This is a genomic window from Pseudomonas sp. PS01270, from assembly GCF_029959775.1.
GTDB classification, from domain to species: domain Bacteria; phylum Pseudomonadota; class Gammaproteobacteria; order Pseudomonadales; family Pseudomonadaceae; genus Aquipseudomonas; species Aquipseudomonas atacamensis.
On the sequence record NZ_JASCPT010000006.1, the window covers coordinates 18,639 to 35,026 of the forward strand.

14 protein-coding genes are annotated in these 16,388 nt (G+C 62.4%); all 14 read left to right on the forward strand.

The window, feature by feature from the left end; genetic code table 11:
* The first annotated feature begins 2 nt into the window (after nucleotides 1-2).
* Nucleotides 3-944: a 16S rRNA (cytosine(1402)-N(4))-methyltransferase RsmH gene (rsmH, locus tag QMX86_RS03880; protein ID WP_110603100.1), complete on the forward strand. Its 942-nt coding sequence runs from the start codon at nucleotides 3-5 to the stop codon at nucleotides 942-944.
* Entirely contained in the window at nucleotides 941-1,234 is a 294-nt protein-coding gene (ftsL, locus tag QMX86_RS03885) for a cell division protein FtsL (protein WP_016773269.1), read from the forward strand. The genes rsmH and ftsL overlap by 4 nt, the downstream gene beginning before the upstream one ends.
* Entirely contained in the window at nucleotides 1,234-2,973 is a 1,740-nt protein-coding gene (locus tag QMX86_RS03890; RefSeq protein WP_174823877.1) for a penicillin-binding protein 2, read from the forward strand. Before ftsL ends, QMX86_RS03890 begins: the two co-directional genes overlap by 1 nt.
* Entirely contained in the window at nucleotides 2,973-4,436 is a 1,464-nt protein-coding gene (locus QMX86_RS03895) for a UDP-N-acetylmuramoyl-L-alanyl-D-glutamate--2,6-diaminopimelate ligase (RefSeq protein ID WP_016773271.1), read from the forward strand. The genes QMX86_RS03890 and QMX86_RS03895 overlap by 1 nt, the downstream gene beginning before the upstream one ends.
* Nucleotides 4,429-5,796 carry a UDP-N-acetylmuramoyl-tripeptide--D-alanyl-D-alanine ligase gene (gene murF / locus QMX86_RS03900; protein WP_282383584.1) on the forward strand — a complete coding sequence of 456 codons (1,368 nt, stop codon included), beginning with the start codon at nucleotides 4,429-4,431 and terminating at the stop codon, nucleotides 5,794-5,796. The genes QMX86_RS03895 and murF overlap by 8 nt, the downstream gene beginning before the upstream one ends.
* Nucleotides 5,796-6,878, forward strand: coding sequence for a phospho-N-acetylmuramoyl-pentapeptide-transferase (gene mraY, locus QMX86_RS03905; RefSeq protein ID WP_016773275.1), 1,083 nt, complete (start codon nucleotides 5,796-5,798; stop codon nucleotides 6,876-6,878). Before murF ends, mraY begins: the two co-directional genes overlap by 1 nt.
* A gap of 5 nt (nucleotides 6,879-6,883) precedes the next feature.
* Nucleotides 6,884-8,230: a UDP-N-acetylmuramoyl-L-alanine--D-glutamate ligase gene (gene murD, locus QMX86_RS03910; RefSeq protein WP_282383582.1), complete on the forward strand. Its 1,347-nt coding sequence runs from the start codon at nucleotides 6,884-6,886 to the stop codon at nucleotides 8,228-8,230.
* A 2-nt stretch (nucleotides 8,231-8,232) separates the two neighbouring features.
* Nucleotides 8,233-9,444 carry a putative lipid II flippase FtsW gene (ftsW, locus tag QMX86_RS03915; RefSeq protein WP_172667897.1) on the forward strand — a complete coding sequence of 404 codons (1,212 nt, stop codon included), beginning with the start codon at nucleotides 8,233-8,235 and terminating at the stop codon, nucleotides 9,442-9,444.
* Nucleotides 9,434-10,504 (forward strand): undecaprenyldiphospho-muramoylpentapeptide beta-N-acetylglucosaminyltransferase, encoded by a 1,071-nt coding sequence (gene murG / locus QMX86_RS03920; protein ID WP_016773277.1) that lies wholly within the window; start codon nucleotides 9,434-9,436, stop codon nucleotides 10,502-10,504. The genes ftsW and murG overlap by 11 nt, the downstream gene beginning before the upstream one ends.
* On the forward strand, nucleotides 10,497-11,957 hold the full coding sequence (murC, locus tag QMX86_RS03925; RefSeq protein ID WP_024014243.1) for a UDP-N-acetylmuramate--L-alanine ligase: 1,461 nt from the start codon (nucleotides 10,497-10,499) through the stop codon (nucleotides 11,955-11,957). Before murG ends, murC begins: the two co-directional genes overlap by 8 nt.
* The gene (locus QMX86_RS03930) at nucleotides 11,954-12,928 is read left to right on the forward strand and encodes a D-alanine--D-alanine ligase (RefSeq protein ID WP_016773280.1); all 975 of its coding nucleotides are present in this window, start codon (nucleotides 11,954-11,956) and stop codon (nucleotides 12,926-12,928) included. The genes murC and QMX86_RS03930 overlap by 4 nt, the downstream gene beginning before the upstream one ends.
* Before the next feature lie 4 nt (nucleotides 12,929-12,932).
* Nucleotides 12,933-13,799 (forward strand): cell division protein FtsQ/DivIB, encoded by an 867-nt coding sequence (locus tag QMX86_RS03935; RefSeq protein WP_073473459.1) that lies wholly within the window; start codon nucleotides 12,933-12,935, stop codon nucleotides 13,797-13,799.
* 15 nt (nucleotides 13,800-13,814) lie between these two features.
* Nucleotides 13,815-15,074: a cell division protein FtsA gene (gene ftsA, locus QMX86_RS03940; RefSeq protein ID WP_016773282.1), complete on the forward strand. Its 1,260-nt coding sequence runs from the start codon at nucleotides 13,815-13,817 to the stop codon at nucleotides 15,072-15,074.
* Nucleotides 15,075-15,142: 68 nt separating this feature from the next.
* Nucleotides 15,143-16,339 (forward strand): cell division protein FtsZ, encoded by a 1,197-nt coding sequence (ftsZ, locus tag QMX86_RS03945; RefSeq protein WP_016773283.1) that lies wholly within the window; start codon nucleotides 15,143-15,145, stop codon nucleotides 16,337-16,339.
* Nucleotides 16,340-16,388 lie beyond the last annotated feature (49 nt).

Genomic DNA, 16,388 nt, shown 5'->3' on the forward strand with positions numbered 1-16,388 from the left:
CTATTGATAGCGGCTTTAACCACATCACCGTACTGCTTGACGAAGCCGTCGAGGCTCTCGCCGTACGTCCTGATGGCTGCTATCTGGACGGCACATTCGGGCGCGGCGGGCACAGCCGGTTGATCCTCAGCCAACTCGGGCCGGACGGTCGACTCATCGGATTCGACAAGGATCCTCAAGCGATTGCCACCGGGCAAACGCTAGCGGCCGAAGACGGCCGCTTTGTCGTTGTGCAGCGTAGCTTTGCCGAGCTCGGTTCGGTGGTTGCCGAGCAAGGCCTGACCGGCAAGGTCAGCGGCATTCTGCTCGACCTCGGCGTGTCGTCGCCGCAGCTCGATGACGCCGAGCGCGGCTTCAGTTTCCTCAATGACGGGCCGCTGGACATGCGCATGGACCCGTCCCGTGGCATCAGCGCTGCCGAATTCGTCAACACCGCGCCGGTGGAAGAAATCGCCCGGGTGTTCAAGGAATACGGCGAAGAACGTTTCTCCGGGCGTATGGCCCGTGCCGTTGCCGAGCGCCGTGACATCAAGCCGTTCGAGCGCACCGCCGATCTGGCCGAAGTGCTGAAAGTCGCCAACCCGGCGTGGGAAAAGGGCAAGAACCCGGCCACCCGCGCATTCCAGGGTTTGCGCATTCACGTCAATAACGAACTCGGCGATCTGGAAGCCGGCCTCGACGCCGCGCTGGAAGCGCTGGAAGTTGGCGGCCGTCTGGTGGTCATCAGCTTCCACTCGCTGGAAGACCGCATCGTCAAACTGTTCATGCGCAAGCTGGTGAAAGGCGAGGCCGACAACCTGCCGCGCAACCTGCCGGTTCGCCACGTCGCCTTCGAACCGAAAATCAAAATCCACGGCAAAGCGCAGACGGCCTCCGACGCCGAACTCAAAGCCAACCCACGTTCCCGTAGCGCCGTCATGCGTGTCGCGGAGAAGTTGCGGTGAGCAAGCTTTTCGCCAAACCACTGCCCGGCGGCAGCTTTCTGATGCTGCTGCTGTTTATCGGCGTGCTGTTTTCGGCCATTGCCGTGTCGTACAGCGCGCACTGGAACCGGCAGTTGCTCAACACCCTTTATAACGAACTCAGCGTGCGCGACAAGGCGCAGGCCGAGTGGGGGCGGCTGATTCTCGAGCAGAGCACCTGGACCGCGCACAGCCGCATCGAAGTGCTGGCCACTGAACAACTGAAAATGCACATCCCTGGCGCGGCTGACGTGAAGATGGTGGCGCCATGATGAAACTCGAAGGCGCACTGTTCCCATGGCGCTTCCGCCTGATGGTGGCGCTGCTCGGTCTGATGGTCGCGGCGATCTGCTGGCGCATCATCGACCTGCAAGTGGTCGACCGTGACTTCCTCAAAGGCCAGGGCGACGCGCGCAGCCTGCGCCACATTCCGATTCCGGCGCACCGTGGCCTGATCACCGACCGTAACGGCGAGCCTCTGGCGGTCAGTACGCCGGTGACCACGCTGTGGGCCAACGCCAAGGAAATGCAGTCGGCCAAAGAGAAGTGGCCGGCACTCGCCGCCGCGCTGGGCCAGAACCCGAAAGCCCTGAGCGAACGCCTCGAAGCCCAGGCCAACAAAGAATTCATTTATCTGGTGCGCGGGCTGACCCCCGAGCAAGGTCAGGCTGTGCTCGATCTGAAAGTTCCGGGCGTCTACGGCATCGAAGAATTCCGCCGCTTCTACCCGGCCGGTGAAGTCACCGCGCACATGGTCGGCTTTACCGACATCGACGATCACGGCCGTGAAGGCGTCGAGCTGGCCTATGACGAATGGCTGGCCGGGGTGCCGGGCAAACGACAAGTCATCAAGGATCGCCGGGGCCGGTTGATCAAGGATGTTCAAGTCACCAAGAACGCCAAGGCCGGCAAGCCCTTGGCGTTGTCGATTGACCTGCGTCTGCAATACCTGGCCAACCGCGAGTTGCGCAACGCGATCATCGAGAACGGCGCCAAGGCCGGCAGTCTGGTGATCATGGACGTGAAGACCGGCGAGATTCTGGCCATGGTCAACCAGCCGACCTACAACCCGAACAACCGTCGCAACCTGCAACCGGCGATGATGCGCAACCGCGCCATGATCGACGTGTTCGAGCCGGGTTCGACCATGAAGGCCATTTCCATGAGCGCGGCGATCGAAACCGGCCGCTGGAAACCGAGCGACACCGTCGAGGTGTATCCGGGCTCGTTGCAGATCGGCAAATACACCATCAAAGACGTGTCGAAGACCGAAGGGCCGGTGCTCGACTTGACCGGCATCCTGATCAATTCCAGTAACGTCGGCATGAGTAAAGTCGCCTTCGATATCGGCGGCGAAACGATTTTCCGTCTCGCGCAGAAAGTCGGCCTCGGTCAGGACACCGGCCTGGGCTTCCCCGGCGAACGTGTCGGCAATCTGCCCAACTACCGCGAATGGCGCAAGGCTGAAACTGCAACCTTGTCTTACGGCTACGGTATTTCCGTGACTGCGATCCAACTGGTGCATGCCTTCTCGGCACTGGCCAACAACGGTCGTCTCGCGCCGCTGACCCTGATCAAAACCGACAAGATGCCGCAGACTACCCAAGTGCTGCCGGAAGCCGTGGCGAAAACCATGCAGGGCATGTTGCAGCAGGTAATCGAAGCGCCGCGCGGCGTGTTCCGTGCGCAGGTGCCGGCTTATCACGTCGGCGGCAAGTCGGGTACCGCGCGCAAGACCTCGGTCGGCACCAAAGGCTACGCGGAAAACTCCTACCGTTCGCTGTTCGCCGGCTTCGGCCCGATGAGCGATCCGCGTTACGCCATTGTTGTGGTGATTGATGAGCCGACCAAGGCCGGTTACTTCGGTGGTCTGGTGTCGGCGCCAGTGTTCAGCCGTGTGATGTCCGGCACCCTGCGCCTGATGAACGTGACCCCGGACAACCTGCCGACCACCCAACAGGCCAATGCCACCCCGGTCGTTCCGCTGAAAGCCAATGGAGGGCGCGGCTGATGTCATTAAGTCTGAACAAGATATTCCCCCACGCCGGCCACGATCTGTTGATCCGTGAACTGGCGCTGGACAGCCGCAACGTGCGCGCCGGCGATCTGTTTCTCGCCGTGCCCGGTGGCCGCTTCGATGGCCGTGCGCACATCGCCGATGCCTTGCAACGCGGCGCGGCTGCCGTGGCTTATGAAGTCGAAGGCGCCACCGTGCTGCCGATCACTGACGTGCCGCTGATTCCGGTCAAAGGTCTGGCGGCGCAGCTGTCGGACATCGCCGGGCGTTTTTACGGTGAGCCGAGTCACCATCTGAACCTGATCGGCGTCACTGGCACCAATGGCAAGACCAGCGTGACCCAATTGGTCGCGCAGGCGCTGGATCTGCTCGGCCAGCATTGCGGCATCGTCGGTACGCTGGGTTCCGGTTTCTACGGCGCGCTGGAAAGCGGCCTGCACACCACGCCGAATCCGATTGCCGTGCAAGCAACCCTGGGTGACCTGAAAAAGGCCGGCGCGAAAGCCGTGGCCATGGAAGTGTCGTCCCACGGTCTGGATCAGGGCCGGGTCACCGCGCTGGCGTTCGACGTGGCGGTGATGACCAACCTGTCCCGCGATCATCTGGATTATCACGGCACCATGCAGGCGTACGCCGAGGCCAAGGCCCGGCTGTTCGCCTGGAATGACCTGAAGTGCCGCGTGGTCAACCTCGACGACGATTTCGGCCGGCAACTGGCGGCGGAAAAACGCGAGTCGCGTTTGATCACCTACAGCCTGCTCGACAGCAGTGCCTACCTGTTCTGCCGCGAAGCGCAGTTCGACGACCATGGTGTACGCGCCACGCTGGTCACGCCGCAGGGCGAGCATCACCTGCGCAGTACGCTGCTTGGTCGTTTCAACCTGAGTAACGTGCTGGCCGCAGTCGGCGCCTTGCTCGGTCTGGATTACGCCCTCGACGAAATTCTCAAAGTGCTGCCGAAGCTCGAAGGCCCGGCCGGGCGCATGCAGCGTCTGGGTGGTGGTACGCAGCCGCTGGTGGTGGTCGATTACGCCCACACACCCGATGCGCTGGAAAAGGTTCTCACTGCGCTGCGCCCGCACGTCAAAGGCCAACTGCTGTGCCTGTTCGGCTGCGGCGGTGATCGCGATCGTGGCAAACGTCCGTTGATGGCCGAAGTGGTCGAGCGCCTCGCCGACCAAGTGTTGGTCACCGACGACAACCCGCGCACCGAAGATCCTGCGGTGATTTTCGACGACATCCGTGCCGGTTTCACCGCTGTGGATAAAGTCACTTTCGTCGCCGGTCGCGGTCAGGCCATTGCGCAATTGATTGCTGGCGCAACCGCTGACGACGTGATTGTGCTCGCCGGCAAAGGTCACGAGGACTATCAGGAAATCAACGGCGTGCGCCATGCGTTTTCCGATCTGGTCGAGGCCGATCATGCCCTGACCGCGTGGGAGGTTGCCCATGCTTAACGCCCTGACACTCAGCGAATTGACCAACGCGCTCGAAGCCCGTTTGATCGGCGCTGACGCGAGTTTCGACGGCGTCAGCATCGACAGTCGGGCGATTCAGCCGGGCCAGCTGTTCATCGCCCTGACCGGCCCGCGTTTCGACGGTCATGATTATCTGAACGACGTTGCCGGCAAAGGCGCCGTAGCGGCACTGGTCGAGCGCGAAGTCGCCGACAGCGCGTTGCCGCAATTGCTGGTCAAGGACACCCGTCAGGCGCTGGGCCAACTCGGCGCGTTGAACCGTGCTGCGTTCACCCAGCCCGTGGCGGCGGTGACCGGTTCCAGTGGCAAGACCACGGTCAAGGAAATGCTCGCGAGCATCCTGCGCACGCGCGGTCCGGTGCTGGCGACCCGTGGCAACCTGAACAACGACCTCGGCGTACCGCTGACCCTGATTGAACTGGCGCCGGAACACACCTCGGCCGTGATCGAACTGGGCGCTTCGCGTCTCGGTGAAATCGCCTACACCGTCGGCCTGACCAAGCCGCACGTAGCGATCCTGAACAACGCCGGCACCGCTCACGTCGGTGAGTTCGGCGGTCCGGAAAAAATCGTCGAAGCCAAAGGCGAAATCATCGAGGGTCTGGCCGCCGATGGCATCGCCGTACTCAACCTCGACGACAAGGCTTTCGCTATTTGGAAGACCCGCGCTGCCGGTCGTCAAGTGTTGACCTTCGCCCTGAGCAACAGCGAGGCGAATTTCCACGCCAGCGATCTGGCCACCGATGCCCGCGGTTGCCCGGCGTTCAATCTGCACACCCCTGAAGGTAGCGAGCGCGTGCAACTGAATCTGCTCGGTACCCATAACGTCGCCAATGCCCTGGCTGCCGCCGCTGCTGCCCACGCCTTGGGCGTTTCGCTGTTCGGCATCGCCACTGGGCTGGGCGCGGTGCAACCGGTCAAGGGGCGCACCGTCGCGCAACTGGCGAAAAACGGCATGCGCGTGATCGATGACACCTACAACGCAAACCCCACCTCGATGTGTGCGGCCGTTGATATACTCGCCGGCTTTTCCGGCCGCACCGTCCTGGTGCTCGGAGATATCGGCGAGTTGGGCGACTGGGCGGAGCAGGGGCACCGCGACGTGGGCGAGTACGCCCGAGGCAAGGTTTCCGCGCTTTACGCGGTCGGGCCGAACATGGTCCACGCCGTAAACGCTTTCGGTGAGCAGGCGCAGCACTTCGGCACCCAGGCCGAGCTGATCCAGGCCCTCGCCGCCGAGCAGGACACAAACACCACCATTTTGATCAAGGGTTCGCGCAGCGCAGCGATGGAAAACATCGTTGCGGCTCTGTGCGGGTCCAGTCTGGAGAAACATTAATGCTGCTGCTGCTAGCGGAGTATCTGCAACAGTTCTACAAAGGCTTCGCGGTCTTCCAGTACCTGACCCTGCGCGGGATTCTCGGTGTGCTGACCGCGCTGGTCTTGTCGCTGTGCTATGGCCCGTGGATGATCCGTACTCTGCAGAACCGTCAGATCGGCCAGTCGGTACGTAACGACGGCCCGCAATCGCACCTGTCCAAATCCGGTACGCCGACCATGGGTGGCGCGCTGATTCTGTCTTCGATCGGCGTCAGCACTCTACTCTGGGCTGACCTGAGCAACCGCTACGTTTGGGTGGTGCTGCTGGTGACCCTGCTGTTCGGCGCCATCGGCTGGGTCGACGATTACCGCAAAGTCATCGAAAAGAACTCCCGTGGCCTGCCGAGCCGCTGGAAATACTTCTGGCAGTCGGTGTTCGGCCTCGGCGCAGCGATCTTCCTTTATATGACTGCCGCCACGCCGGTGGAAACCACCTTGATCCTGCCGATGCTCAAGGACTACAGCATTCCGCTGGGCGCCGGTTTCATCGTGCTGACCTACTTCGTGATTGTCGGTTCGAGCAACGCGGTCAACCTGACTGACGGCCTCGACGGCCTGGCGATCATGCCGACGGTGATGGTCGGCGGCGGCCTGGGGATTTTCTGCTACCTGTCGGGTAACGTGAAATTCGCCGAGTATCTGCTGATTCCTTACGTACCGGGTGCGGGCGAGCTGATTGTGTTCTGCGGCGCGCTGATCGGTGCCGGCCTCGGTTTCCTCTGGTTCAACACTTATCCAGCGCAAGTGTTCATGGGCGACGTCGGTGCCCTGGCACTCGGCGCGGCACTGGGCACCATCGCGGTGATCGTCCGTCAGGAAATCGTCCTGTTCATCATGGGCGGCGTCTTCGTGATGGAAACCCTGTCAGTGGTCATTCAGGTTGCCTCCTTTAAGCTGACCGGTCGCCGCGTGTTCCGCATGGCGCCGATTCACCACCACTTTGAACTCAAGGGCTGGCCCGAGCCGCGCGTGATCGTCCGTTTCTGGATCATCACCGTGATTCTCGTCCTGGTCGGCCTTGCCACCCTGAAGCTGAGGTAGAACGAGTGTCTCTGATCGCTTCTGACCACTTCCGCATCGTTGTCGGCCTCGGCAAGAGCGGCATGTCCCTGGTTCGCTTCCTGGCGAACCAGGGCACGTCGTTTGCCGTGGCCGACACGCGGGAAAATCCACCGGAACTGGCCACGCTCAAGCGTGACTATCCGCACGTGGAAGTGCGTTGTGGCGAGCTGGACGTCGAATTCCTCTGCCGTGCCGACGAGCTCTACGTGAGCCCCGGCCTGGCGCTGGCGACCCCGGCCCTGCAAGCCGCCGCCGCCCGTGGCGTGAAAATGTCCGGCGACATCGAGTTGTTCGCGCGTAACGCGCGGGCGCCGATCGTGGCCATTACCGGCTCCAACGCGAAAAGCACCGTGACTACTCTGGTCGGCGAGATGGCAGCTGCGGCCGGCAAGCGCGTCGCTGTCGGTGGCAACCTCGGCACCCCGGCGCTGGATCTGCTCAGCGATGATGTCGAGCTGTACGTCATGGAGTTGTCGAGTTTCCAGCTGGAAACCACCGACCAGCTCAACGCCGAGGTCGCCACCGTACTGAACATCAGCGAAGACCACATGGATCGCTACAGCGGTCTGCCGGCCTATCACCTGGCCAAGCACCGGATCTTCCGGGGCGCGAAGCAGTTTGTGGTCAACCGTCAGGACGCCCTGAGCCGTCCATTGATCGGCGAAGGCCAGCCATGCTGGACCTTTGGCCTGAGCAAACCGGATTTCAAAGCGTTCGGGATCCGCGAAGAAGACGGCGAGAAGTACTTGGCCTTCGAATTCCAGAACCTGATGCCGGTGCGTGATCTGAAGATTCGCGGTGCGCACAACCAGTCCAACGCTCTCGCCGCATTGGCACTGGGTCACGCGGTGGGCCTGCCGTTCGACGCCATGCTCTCTGCATTGCGTACGTTTGCCGGCCTCGAGCATCGCTGCCAGTGGGTGCGCGATCTCGACGGCGTGGCCTATTACAACGATTCCAAAGCCACCAACGTTGGCGCCGCTCTGGCCGCGATCGAAGGCCTCGGCGCGGACATCGACGGCAAGGTCATTCTGATCGCCGGCGGTGACGGCAAGGGCGCCGAATTCAATGATCTGCGTGATCCGGTGGCGGCCAACTGCCGCGCCGTGATCCTGATGGGCCGCGACTCCGACAAGATCGGCGAGGCCATCGGTGATGCCGTGCCGCTGATCCGCGCGTCCTCGCTGGTCGACGCCGTCGCGCAATGCCGCGCCGCTGCCCAACCCGGCGATGTGGTGCTGCTGTCCCCGGCCTGCGCCAGTTTCGACATGTTCAAGAATTACGAAGACCGTGGTCACCAGTTCGTCCGTACTGTGGAGGAACTGGCATGAACCTGAGAAACATCATCAAGCCGTACCCGTCGCCGCTGATCACCGGGCGTGGCATCGACCTCGACTTCCCGATGCTCGCCGGTTGCCTGGCGTTGCTCGGCCTGGGCCTGATCATGATCGCTTCGGCGTCCACCGAAGTGGCGGCGGCGCAGTCGGGCAGTCCGCTGTATTACATGATTCGCCACCTTATCTATGTAGTGCTGGGTCTGGGTGCATGCATCGTCACCATGATGATCCCGATCGCCACCTGGCAGCGCCTCGGCTGGATGATGCTGATCGGTGCGTTCGGCCTGCTGGTGATGGTGATCATCCCCGGCATCGGCCGCGAAGTGAACGGTTCGATGCGCTGGATCGGCTTCAGCTTCTTCAACGTGCAGCCGTCGGAAATCGCCAAGGTGTTCGTGGTGATCTACCTCGCCGGTTATCTGGTGCGCCGGCAGAAAGAAGTGCGCGAGAGCTGGATGGGCTTCTTCAAGCCGTTCATCGTTCTGCTGCCAATGGCCGGTCTGTTGCTGATGGAACCGGACTTCGGTGCCACCGTAGTCATGATGGGCGCGGCGGCGGCGATGCTGTTTCTTGGCGGGGTCGGGCTGTTCCGCTTCTCGCTGATGGTGGTGCTGGCGGTTGGCGCGGTGGTTTTGCTGATCCAGATGCAGCCCTATCGAATGGCGCGTCTGACCAACTTCGCCGACCCGTGGGCCGACCAGTTCGGCGCCGGTTATCAGCTGTCGCAAGCCTTGATCGCGTTTGGTCGCGGCGAGTGGCTGGGCGTCGGCCTGGGCAACAGCGTGCAGAAGCAGTTCTACCTGCCGGAAGCGCACACCGATTTCGTGTTCTCGGTACTCGCCGAAGAACTCGGTGCGGTCGGTTCGCTGTGCACCGTCGCGCTGTTCGTGTTCGTGTGTATTCGCGGCATGTACATCGGCCTGTGGGCGGAGAAGGCCAAGCAGTTCTTTGCCGCTTACGTGGCTTACGGCTTGTCGTTCCTGTGGATTGGTCAGTTCCTGATCAACATCGGTGTGAACGTCGGCCTGCTGCCAACCAAGGGTCTGACCTTGCCGTTCCTCAGTTACGGCGGCAGCTCGCTGGTGATCTGCTGCGCCTGTCTGGGCCTGTTGCTGCGCATCGAGTGGGAGAGTCGGACCCACCTGGGCAGCGAAGAGATGGAATTCCAGGAGAGCGACTTCGCCGAGGAGCCGACTCATGGGCGCTAACGTATTGATCATGGCCGGCGGTACCGGCGGCCACGTGTTCCCGGCGCTGGCCTGTGCCCGCGAGTTTCAGGCGCGCGGCTACACCGTGCACTGGCTCGGCACGCCACGCGGGATCGAAAACGAACTGGTTCCGGCGGCAGGGCTTGAACTGCACCGGATCAACGCCAGCGGTCTGCGCGGCAAGGGCAAGCTGTCGCTGCTCAAGGCGCCGCTGATGCTGCTGAAATCGGTGTGGCAGGCGCGGGCGATCATGCGCCGTCTGAAGCCGGTGTGCGTGGTTGGCTTCGGCGGTTACGTGACCGGCCCCGGCGGTCTTGCCGCAAAACTGGCCGGCGTGCCGGTGATCGTTCACGAGCAGAACGCTGTCGCCGGCACCGCCAATCGGTTGCTGGTGCCGTTCGCCGCCCGAGTGTGTGAAGCGTTCCCCGACACCTTTACTCTGTCGGACAGCCGCCGTACCACCGGTAATCCGGTGCGCAGCGAGCTGTTCCTCGACACATCGCGACCGGCGCTGGCCGGGCGCAAAGCGCGTTTGCTGATCCTTGGCGGCAGCCTGGGCGCAGAACCGTTGAACAAATTGCTGCCTGAAGCCCTGGCCCAAGTCGCTGCCGACCTGCGCCCGGAAGTGTTTCATCAGGCCGGCAAAAATCACGATGAAGTGACTGCCGAGCGTTACCGCGCCGTGGGTGTGGAAGCGCAGGTGCAGCCGTTCATCAAAGACATGGCCCAGGCCTATGGCTGGGCTGACCTGGTGGTGTGCCGCGCTGGCGCGTTGACCATCAGTGAGCTGGCGGCCGCCGGTCTGCCCTCGATGCTGGTGCCCTTGCCCCACGCGATCGACGATCACCAGACCCGCAACGCCGATTATTTGGCCCGCGAAGGCGCTGCCTTCCTGATGCCGCAAAGAACGACTGGTGCCGCGGATCTTGCCGCGCGCCTGACAGAGGTCTTGATGCAACCGCAACGACTCGAAGCAATGGCCCAAGCGGCCCGCCGACTGGCCAAACCCGATGCCACCCGTAGCGTGGTCGATACCTGTCTGGAGGTGGCCCATGGTTGAGAATCAGAAAGCCATGCCGCAACCGGAAATGCGCCGCATCCGCCGCATCCACTTCGTCGGCATCGGCGGCGTGGGCATGTGCGGCATCGCTGAAGTGTTGTTGAACCTGGGCTATCAAGTCTCCGGTTCCGACCTGAAAGCGTCGCCGGTCACCGAGCGCCTAGAAACCTTCGGCGCGCAGATCTTCATCGGTCACCGTGCCGAGAACGCCGCTACCGCCGACGTGCTGGTGGTGTCGAGCGCAGTGAACACGTCCAACCCGGAAGTGGCGACTGCCCTTGAACGCCGCATTCCCGTAGTGCCGCGTGCAGAAATGCTCGCCGAGCTGATGCGCTATCGCCACGGCATCGCCGTCGCCGGTACCCATGGCAAAACCACCACCACCAGCCTGATCGCTTCGGTGTTCGCGGCCGGTGGTCTGGACCCGACATTCGTGATTGGTGGTCGCCTGAATGCGGCAGGCACCAATGCCCAGCTCGGCACCAGCCGTTACCTGATCGCCGAAGCCGACGAAAGCGATGCGAGCTTCCTGCATCTGCAGCCGCTGGTGGCCGTGGTCACCAACATCGACGCCGACCACATGGCGACCTACGACGGTGACTTCAACAAACTGAAGAAAACCTTCGTCGAATTCCTGCACAACCTGCCGTTCTACGGTTTGGCGGTGATGTGCCTGGACGATCCGGTGGTGCGTGAAATCCTGCCGCTGGTGAAACGTCCGACCGTGACCTACGGCTTCAGCGAAGACGCCGACGTACGCGCAATCAATGTCCGTCAGCAGGGCATGCAGACCTTCTTCACCGTGCTGCGCCCGGATCGCGAGCCGCTGGACGTGTCGGTGAACATGCCCGGCAACCACAACGTGCTCAACTCGCTGGCGACCATCTGCATCGCCACCGACGAAGGCGTCAGCGATGAAGCCATCGTTCAGGGCCTGTCAGGCTTCCAGGGTGTTGGCCGACGCTTCCAGGTCTACGGCGAACTGCCGGTAGACGGCGGCAACGTGATGCTGGTCGACGACTACGGTCACCACCCGACCGAGGTCGCTGCGGTGATCAAAGCCGTGCGCGGTGGCTGGCCGGAGCGTCGTCTGGTGATGGTCTACCAGCCGCATCGCTACAGCCGCACCCGTGATCTGTACGACGACTTCGTCAATGTACTGGCCGACGCCAACGTGCTGCTGCTGATGGAAGTCTATCCGGCCGGCGAAGAGCCGATCCCGGGCGCCGACAGCCGCAAGCTGTGCAACAGCATCCGTCAGCGCGGTCAGCTCGACCCGATCTACATCGAGCGTGGCGTCGATCTGGCACCGCTGGTCAAGCCGCTGCTGCGCGCCGGCGACATTCTGCTGTGCCAGGGCGCTGGTGATATCGGCGGTCTCGCGCCGAAGCTGTTGAAAAGTGAATTGTTCGCCGGCGCCGTGGCGGCGCCGGTCGAGGGGAAGTTGAAATGACTGCTGCCTACGCCAAGCTGTTCTCCACCATCGCGCCGAAAGACTTCGGCCGCGTCGCCGTGCTCTTCGGCGGCCTGAGTGCCGAGCGTGAGGTTTCGCTGAAATCCGGCAACGCCGTGCTCGAGGCGCTGCAAAGCGCTGGCGTCGACGCGTTCGGTATCGATGTGGGCGAAGACTTCCTGCAGCGTCTGCTCAGCGAAAAGATCGACCGCGCGTTCATCATTCTCCACGGTCGCGGCGGTGAAGACGGCAGCATGCAGGGCCTGCTCGAGTGCGCCGGCATCCCGTACACCGGCAGCGGCATTCTTGCTTCCGCACTGGCGATGGACAAGCTGCGCACCAAGCAGGTCTGGCACAGCCTCGGGATTCCGACGCCGCGTCACGCCGTACTGTGCAGCGAAGCCGATTGTATTTCCGCAGCGACGGAACTGGGCCTGCCTTTGATCGTCAAACCGGCGCATGAAGGTTCAAGTATCGGGATGGCCAAAGTGAATTCTGCGTCCGAGTTGATCGACGCATGGAAAGCGGCCAGTACCTACGATTCGCAAGTGTTGGTCGAGCAATGGATTCAAGGTCCGGAGTTCACCATCGCCACCCTGCGTGACCAGGTGTTGCCTCCTATCGCCCTGGGTACACCGCACACGTTCTACGACTACGACGCCAAGTACATCGCCAACGATACCCAGTACCGCATTCCGTGCGGGCTCGACGCGGCCAAGGAACAGGAACTCATGGAACTCACGGCCAAGGCCTGTGAGGCGCTGGGTATCGCCGGTTGGGGCCGGGCGGACGTGATGCAGGACGCCGACGGGCAGTTCTGGTTCCTCGAAGTCAATACCGCACCGGGCATGACCGATCACAGCCTGGTGCCGATGGCGGCGCGGGCTGCCGGTCTGGATTTCCAGCAACTGGTTCTGGCCATTCTGGCCGCCAGCGTTGAAGACGCAGGCGCAACAGAGGCGCGAGGTTAAGACCATGCAAGGCGCTCATCTCAGACATCAGCCACCCGCACCCGGCCGCAAGCCGGTGCCGCGGGGTGCCAGCCGAATGGTGGCGAAAGAGCCGATGTCCGCGCGCCTGCCGAAAGCCAATTTCGGCTTTCTGAAAAGTCTGTTCTGGCCGGTGCTGCTGGTAGCACTGGGCTTTGGTACGTACGAAGGCGCGCAGCGTTTGCTGCCGTACGCCGACCGGCCGATCAGCAAGATCGCGGTGCAGGGCGACCTCAGCTACATCAGCCAGCAGGCGGTGCAGCAGCGGATCGCGCCGTTCGTGGCGTCGAGCTTCTTCACCATCGACCTCGCCGGTATGCGTACCGAGCTCGAGCAGATGCCCTGGATCGCCCACGCCGAAGTGCGTCGGGTGTGGCCGGATCAGGTAGTGATCCGCCTCGAAGAGCAATTGCCGGTGGCGCGTTGGGGCGACGAGTCGTTGCTCAACAACCAGGGCCAGGCGTTCACGCCCAAGGAACTGGCGAATTATGAACACCTGCCGCAGCTGTTCGGCCCACAACGGGCTCAGCAGCAGGTGATGCAGCAGTATCAGGTGCTGAGCCAGATGCTGCGGCCGCTGGGTTTTTCGATCGCACGCCTGGAATTGCGTGAACGCGGCAGCTGGTTCCTGACCACCGGTGCAGGCAGTTCCGGCCCCGGCATCGAGTTGCTGCTGGGACGCGGCAACCTGGTGGAAAAGATGCGCCGCTTCATCGCCATCTATGACAAGACGCTGAAAGAGCAGATTACGAACATTGCGCGCATCGATCTGCGCTACGCCAACGGCCTCGCTGTTGGCTGGCGGGAACCCGTAGCGCCGACGACAGCCCAACCCGCTGTCGCAAAGAATTAAGAAGAGGCAGGACCCATGGCAAACGTGCAAAGCGGCAAAATGATCGTCGGTCTGGATATCGGCACCTCCAAAGTGGTGGCGCTGGTAGGCGAGGTCGCGGACGACGGCCAGCTGGAAATCGTCGGGATCGGCACGCATCCGTCCCGCGGCCTGAAGAAGGGCGTGGTGGTCAACATCGAATCCACCGTGCAGTCGATCCAGCGCGCGATCGAAGAAGCCCAACTGATGGCCGGCTGCCGCATTCACTCGGCGTTCGTCGGCGTGGCCGGCAATCACATCCGCAGCCTGAATTCCCACGGCATCGTCGCGATCCGTGATCGCGAAGTCAGCTCGGCGGACCTTGAGCGTGTACTCGACGCCGCCCAGGCCGTGGCGATCCCGGCTGACCAGCGCGTGCTGCACACCCTGCCGCAGGATTACGTGATCGATAACCAGGAAGGCGTGCGCGAGCCTCTGGGCATGTCCGGCGTGCGTCTGGAAGCCAAGGTTCACGTGGTCACCTGCGCCGTCAACGCTGCACAGAACATTGAAAAATGCGTGCGTCGCTGCGGTCTGGAAATCGACGACATCATTCTCGAGCAACTGGCCTCGGCCTACTCGGTGCTGACCGACGACGAGAAAGAACTGGGCGTGTGCCTGGTCGACATTGGTGGCGGCACCACCGACATCGCGATCTTCACCGAAGGCGCGATCCGTCACACCGCTGTAATCCCGATTGCCGGTGATCAGGTGACCAACGACATCGCCATGGCGTTGCGCACTCCGACCCAGTACGCCGAAGAGATCAAGATCCGTTACGCCTGCGCCCTGGCCAAACTGGCCGGTGCCGGTGAAACCATCAAGGTGCCGAGCGTTGGCGACCGTCCACCGCGCGAACTGTCGCGTCAGGCCCTGGCCGAAGTGGTCGAGCCGCGTTACGACGAACTGTTCACCCTGATCCAGGCCGAGCTGCGTCGCAGCGGCTACGAAGACCTGATTCCGGCGGGCATCGTGCTCACCGGTGGTACGTCGAAAATGGAAGGCGCCACTGAACTGGCCGAAGAAATCTTCCACATGCCGGTGCGCCTTGGTGTGCCGCATGGCGTGAAAGGTCTGGATGACGTGGTGCGCAACCCGATTTATTCCACTGGCGTCGGTTTGTTGATGTACGGCCTGCAAAAGCAGTCCGACGGAGTTTCGTTCTCCGGCATCGGCAGCCGCGACAGCTACAGCAGCGAAGAGCCTCAGGCGCCGCTGCTGGACCGACTGAAAAAGTGGGTTCAGGGCAATTTTTAAAAGCTTTACCGCAACACCGCTACAAACAGCAGTAGGCGAAAAAACTAGAGAATGTAAGGAGAGGGAAAATGTTCGAACTCGTAGACAACATCCCCGCAAGCCCGGTAATCAAAGTTATCGGTGTCGGCGGTGGCGGCGGCAACGCTGTCAATCACATGGTCAAGAGCAACATCGAAGGCGTTGAATTCATCTGCGCCAACACCGATGCTCAAGCGCTGAAAAACATCGGCGCGCGGACCATCCTGCAACTGGGCACCGGCGTGACCAAAGGCCTGGGCGCCGGCGCCAATCCTGAGGTCGGCCGTCAAGCCGCTCTGGAAGACCGCGAGCGCATCGCTGAAGTGCTGGCCGGCACCAACATGGTGTTCATCACCACCGGCATGGGCGGCGGTACCGGTACCGGTGCAGCGCCGATCATCGCCGAAGTGGCCAAGGAAATGGGCATCCTGACCGTTGCGGTCGTGACCCGTCCGTTCCCGTTCGAAGGCCGCAAGCGTATGCAGATCGCCGACGAAGGCATTCGCATGCTTTCGGAAAGCGTCGATTCGCTGATCACCATTCCGAACGAAAAACTGCTGACCATCCTCGGCAAAGACGCAAGCCTCTTGTCGGCTTTCGCCAAGGCTGACGATGTTCTGGCCGGTGCCGTTCGCGGTATCTCCGACATCATCAAGCGTCCGGGCATGATCAACGTCGACTTCGCCGACGTACGCACCGTGATGAGCGAAATGGGCATGGCGATGATGGGCACTGGCTGCGCCAGCGGTCCGAACCGTGCACGTGAAGCTACCGAAGCGGCAATCCGCAACCCGCTGCTGGAAGACGTCAACCTGCAGGGCGCGCGCGGCATTCTGGTGAACATCACCGCCGGTCCTGACCTGTCCCTGGGTGAGTACTCCGACGTTGGTTCGATCATCGAAGCCTTTGCTTCCGAGCACGCGATGGTCAAGGTCGGTACCGTTATCGATCCGGACATGCGCGACGAGCTGCACGTGACTGTGGTTGCCACCGGTCTGGGCGCGAAAATCGAGAAGCCTGTAAAGGTCATCGACAACACCGTTCACACCTCGATGGCTTCGGCGCAGGTGCAACAACCGGCTCCGGCCCGTCAGGAGCAGCCAGCGGTGAACTACCGTGACCTGGACCGTCCGACCGTCATGCGCAACCAGGCTCAGGCCGGTGCTGCGGCTGCCGCGAAGATGAATCCGCAGGATGACCTGGACTACCTGGACATTCCGGCATTCCTGCGTCGTCAGGCCGATTGATGGAATGTATCAGGGCTATGAAGGTGATTGGTGTTCAGCAAAGGCATGG

Bases quoted from the DNA above. Each gene is read 5' to 3' on its own strand.
- QMX86_RS03890 (WP_174823877.1), top strand. From the start codon at position 1,234: ATGAAACTCGAAGGCGCACTGTTCCCATGGCGCTTCCGCCTGATGGTG.
- QMX86_RS03895 (WP_016773271.1), top strand. From the start codon at position 2,973: ATGTCATTAAGTCTGAACAAGATATTCCCCCACGCCGGCCACGATCTG.
- murF (WP_282383584.1), top strand. From the start codon at position 4,429: ATGCTTAACGCCCTGACACTCAGCGAATTGACCAACGCGCTCGAAGCC.
- mraY (WP_016773275.1), top strand. From the start codon at position 5,796: ATGCTGCTGCTGCTAGCGGAGTATCTGCAACAGTTCTACAAAGGCTTC.
- murG (WP_016773277.1), top strand. From the start codon at position 9,434: ATGGGCGCTAACGTATTGATCATGGCCGGCGGTACCGGCGGCCACGTG.
- murC (WP_024014243.1), top strand. From the start codon at position 10,497: ATGGTTGAGAATCAGAAAGCCATGCCGCAACCGGAAATGCGCCGCATC.
- QMX86_RS03930 (WP_016773280.1), top strand. From the start codon at position 11,954: ATGACTGCTGCCTACGCCAAGCTGTTCTCCACCATCGCGCCGAAAGAC.
- QMX86_RS03935 (WP_073473459.1), top strand. From the start codon at position 12,933: ATGCAAGGCGCTCATCTCAGACATCAGCCACCCGCACCCGGCCGCAAG.
- ftsA (WP_016773282.1), top strand. From the start codon at position 13,815: ATGGCAAACGTGCAAAGCGGCAAAATGATCGTCGGTCTGGATATCGGC.
- ftsZ (WP_016773283.1), top strand. From the start codon at position 15,143: ATGTTCGAACTCGTAGACAACATCCCCGCAAGCCCGGTAATCAAAGTT.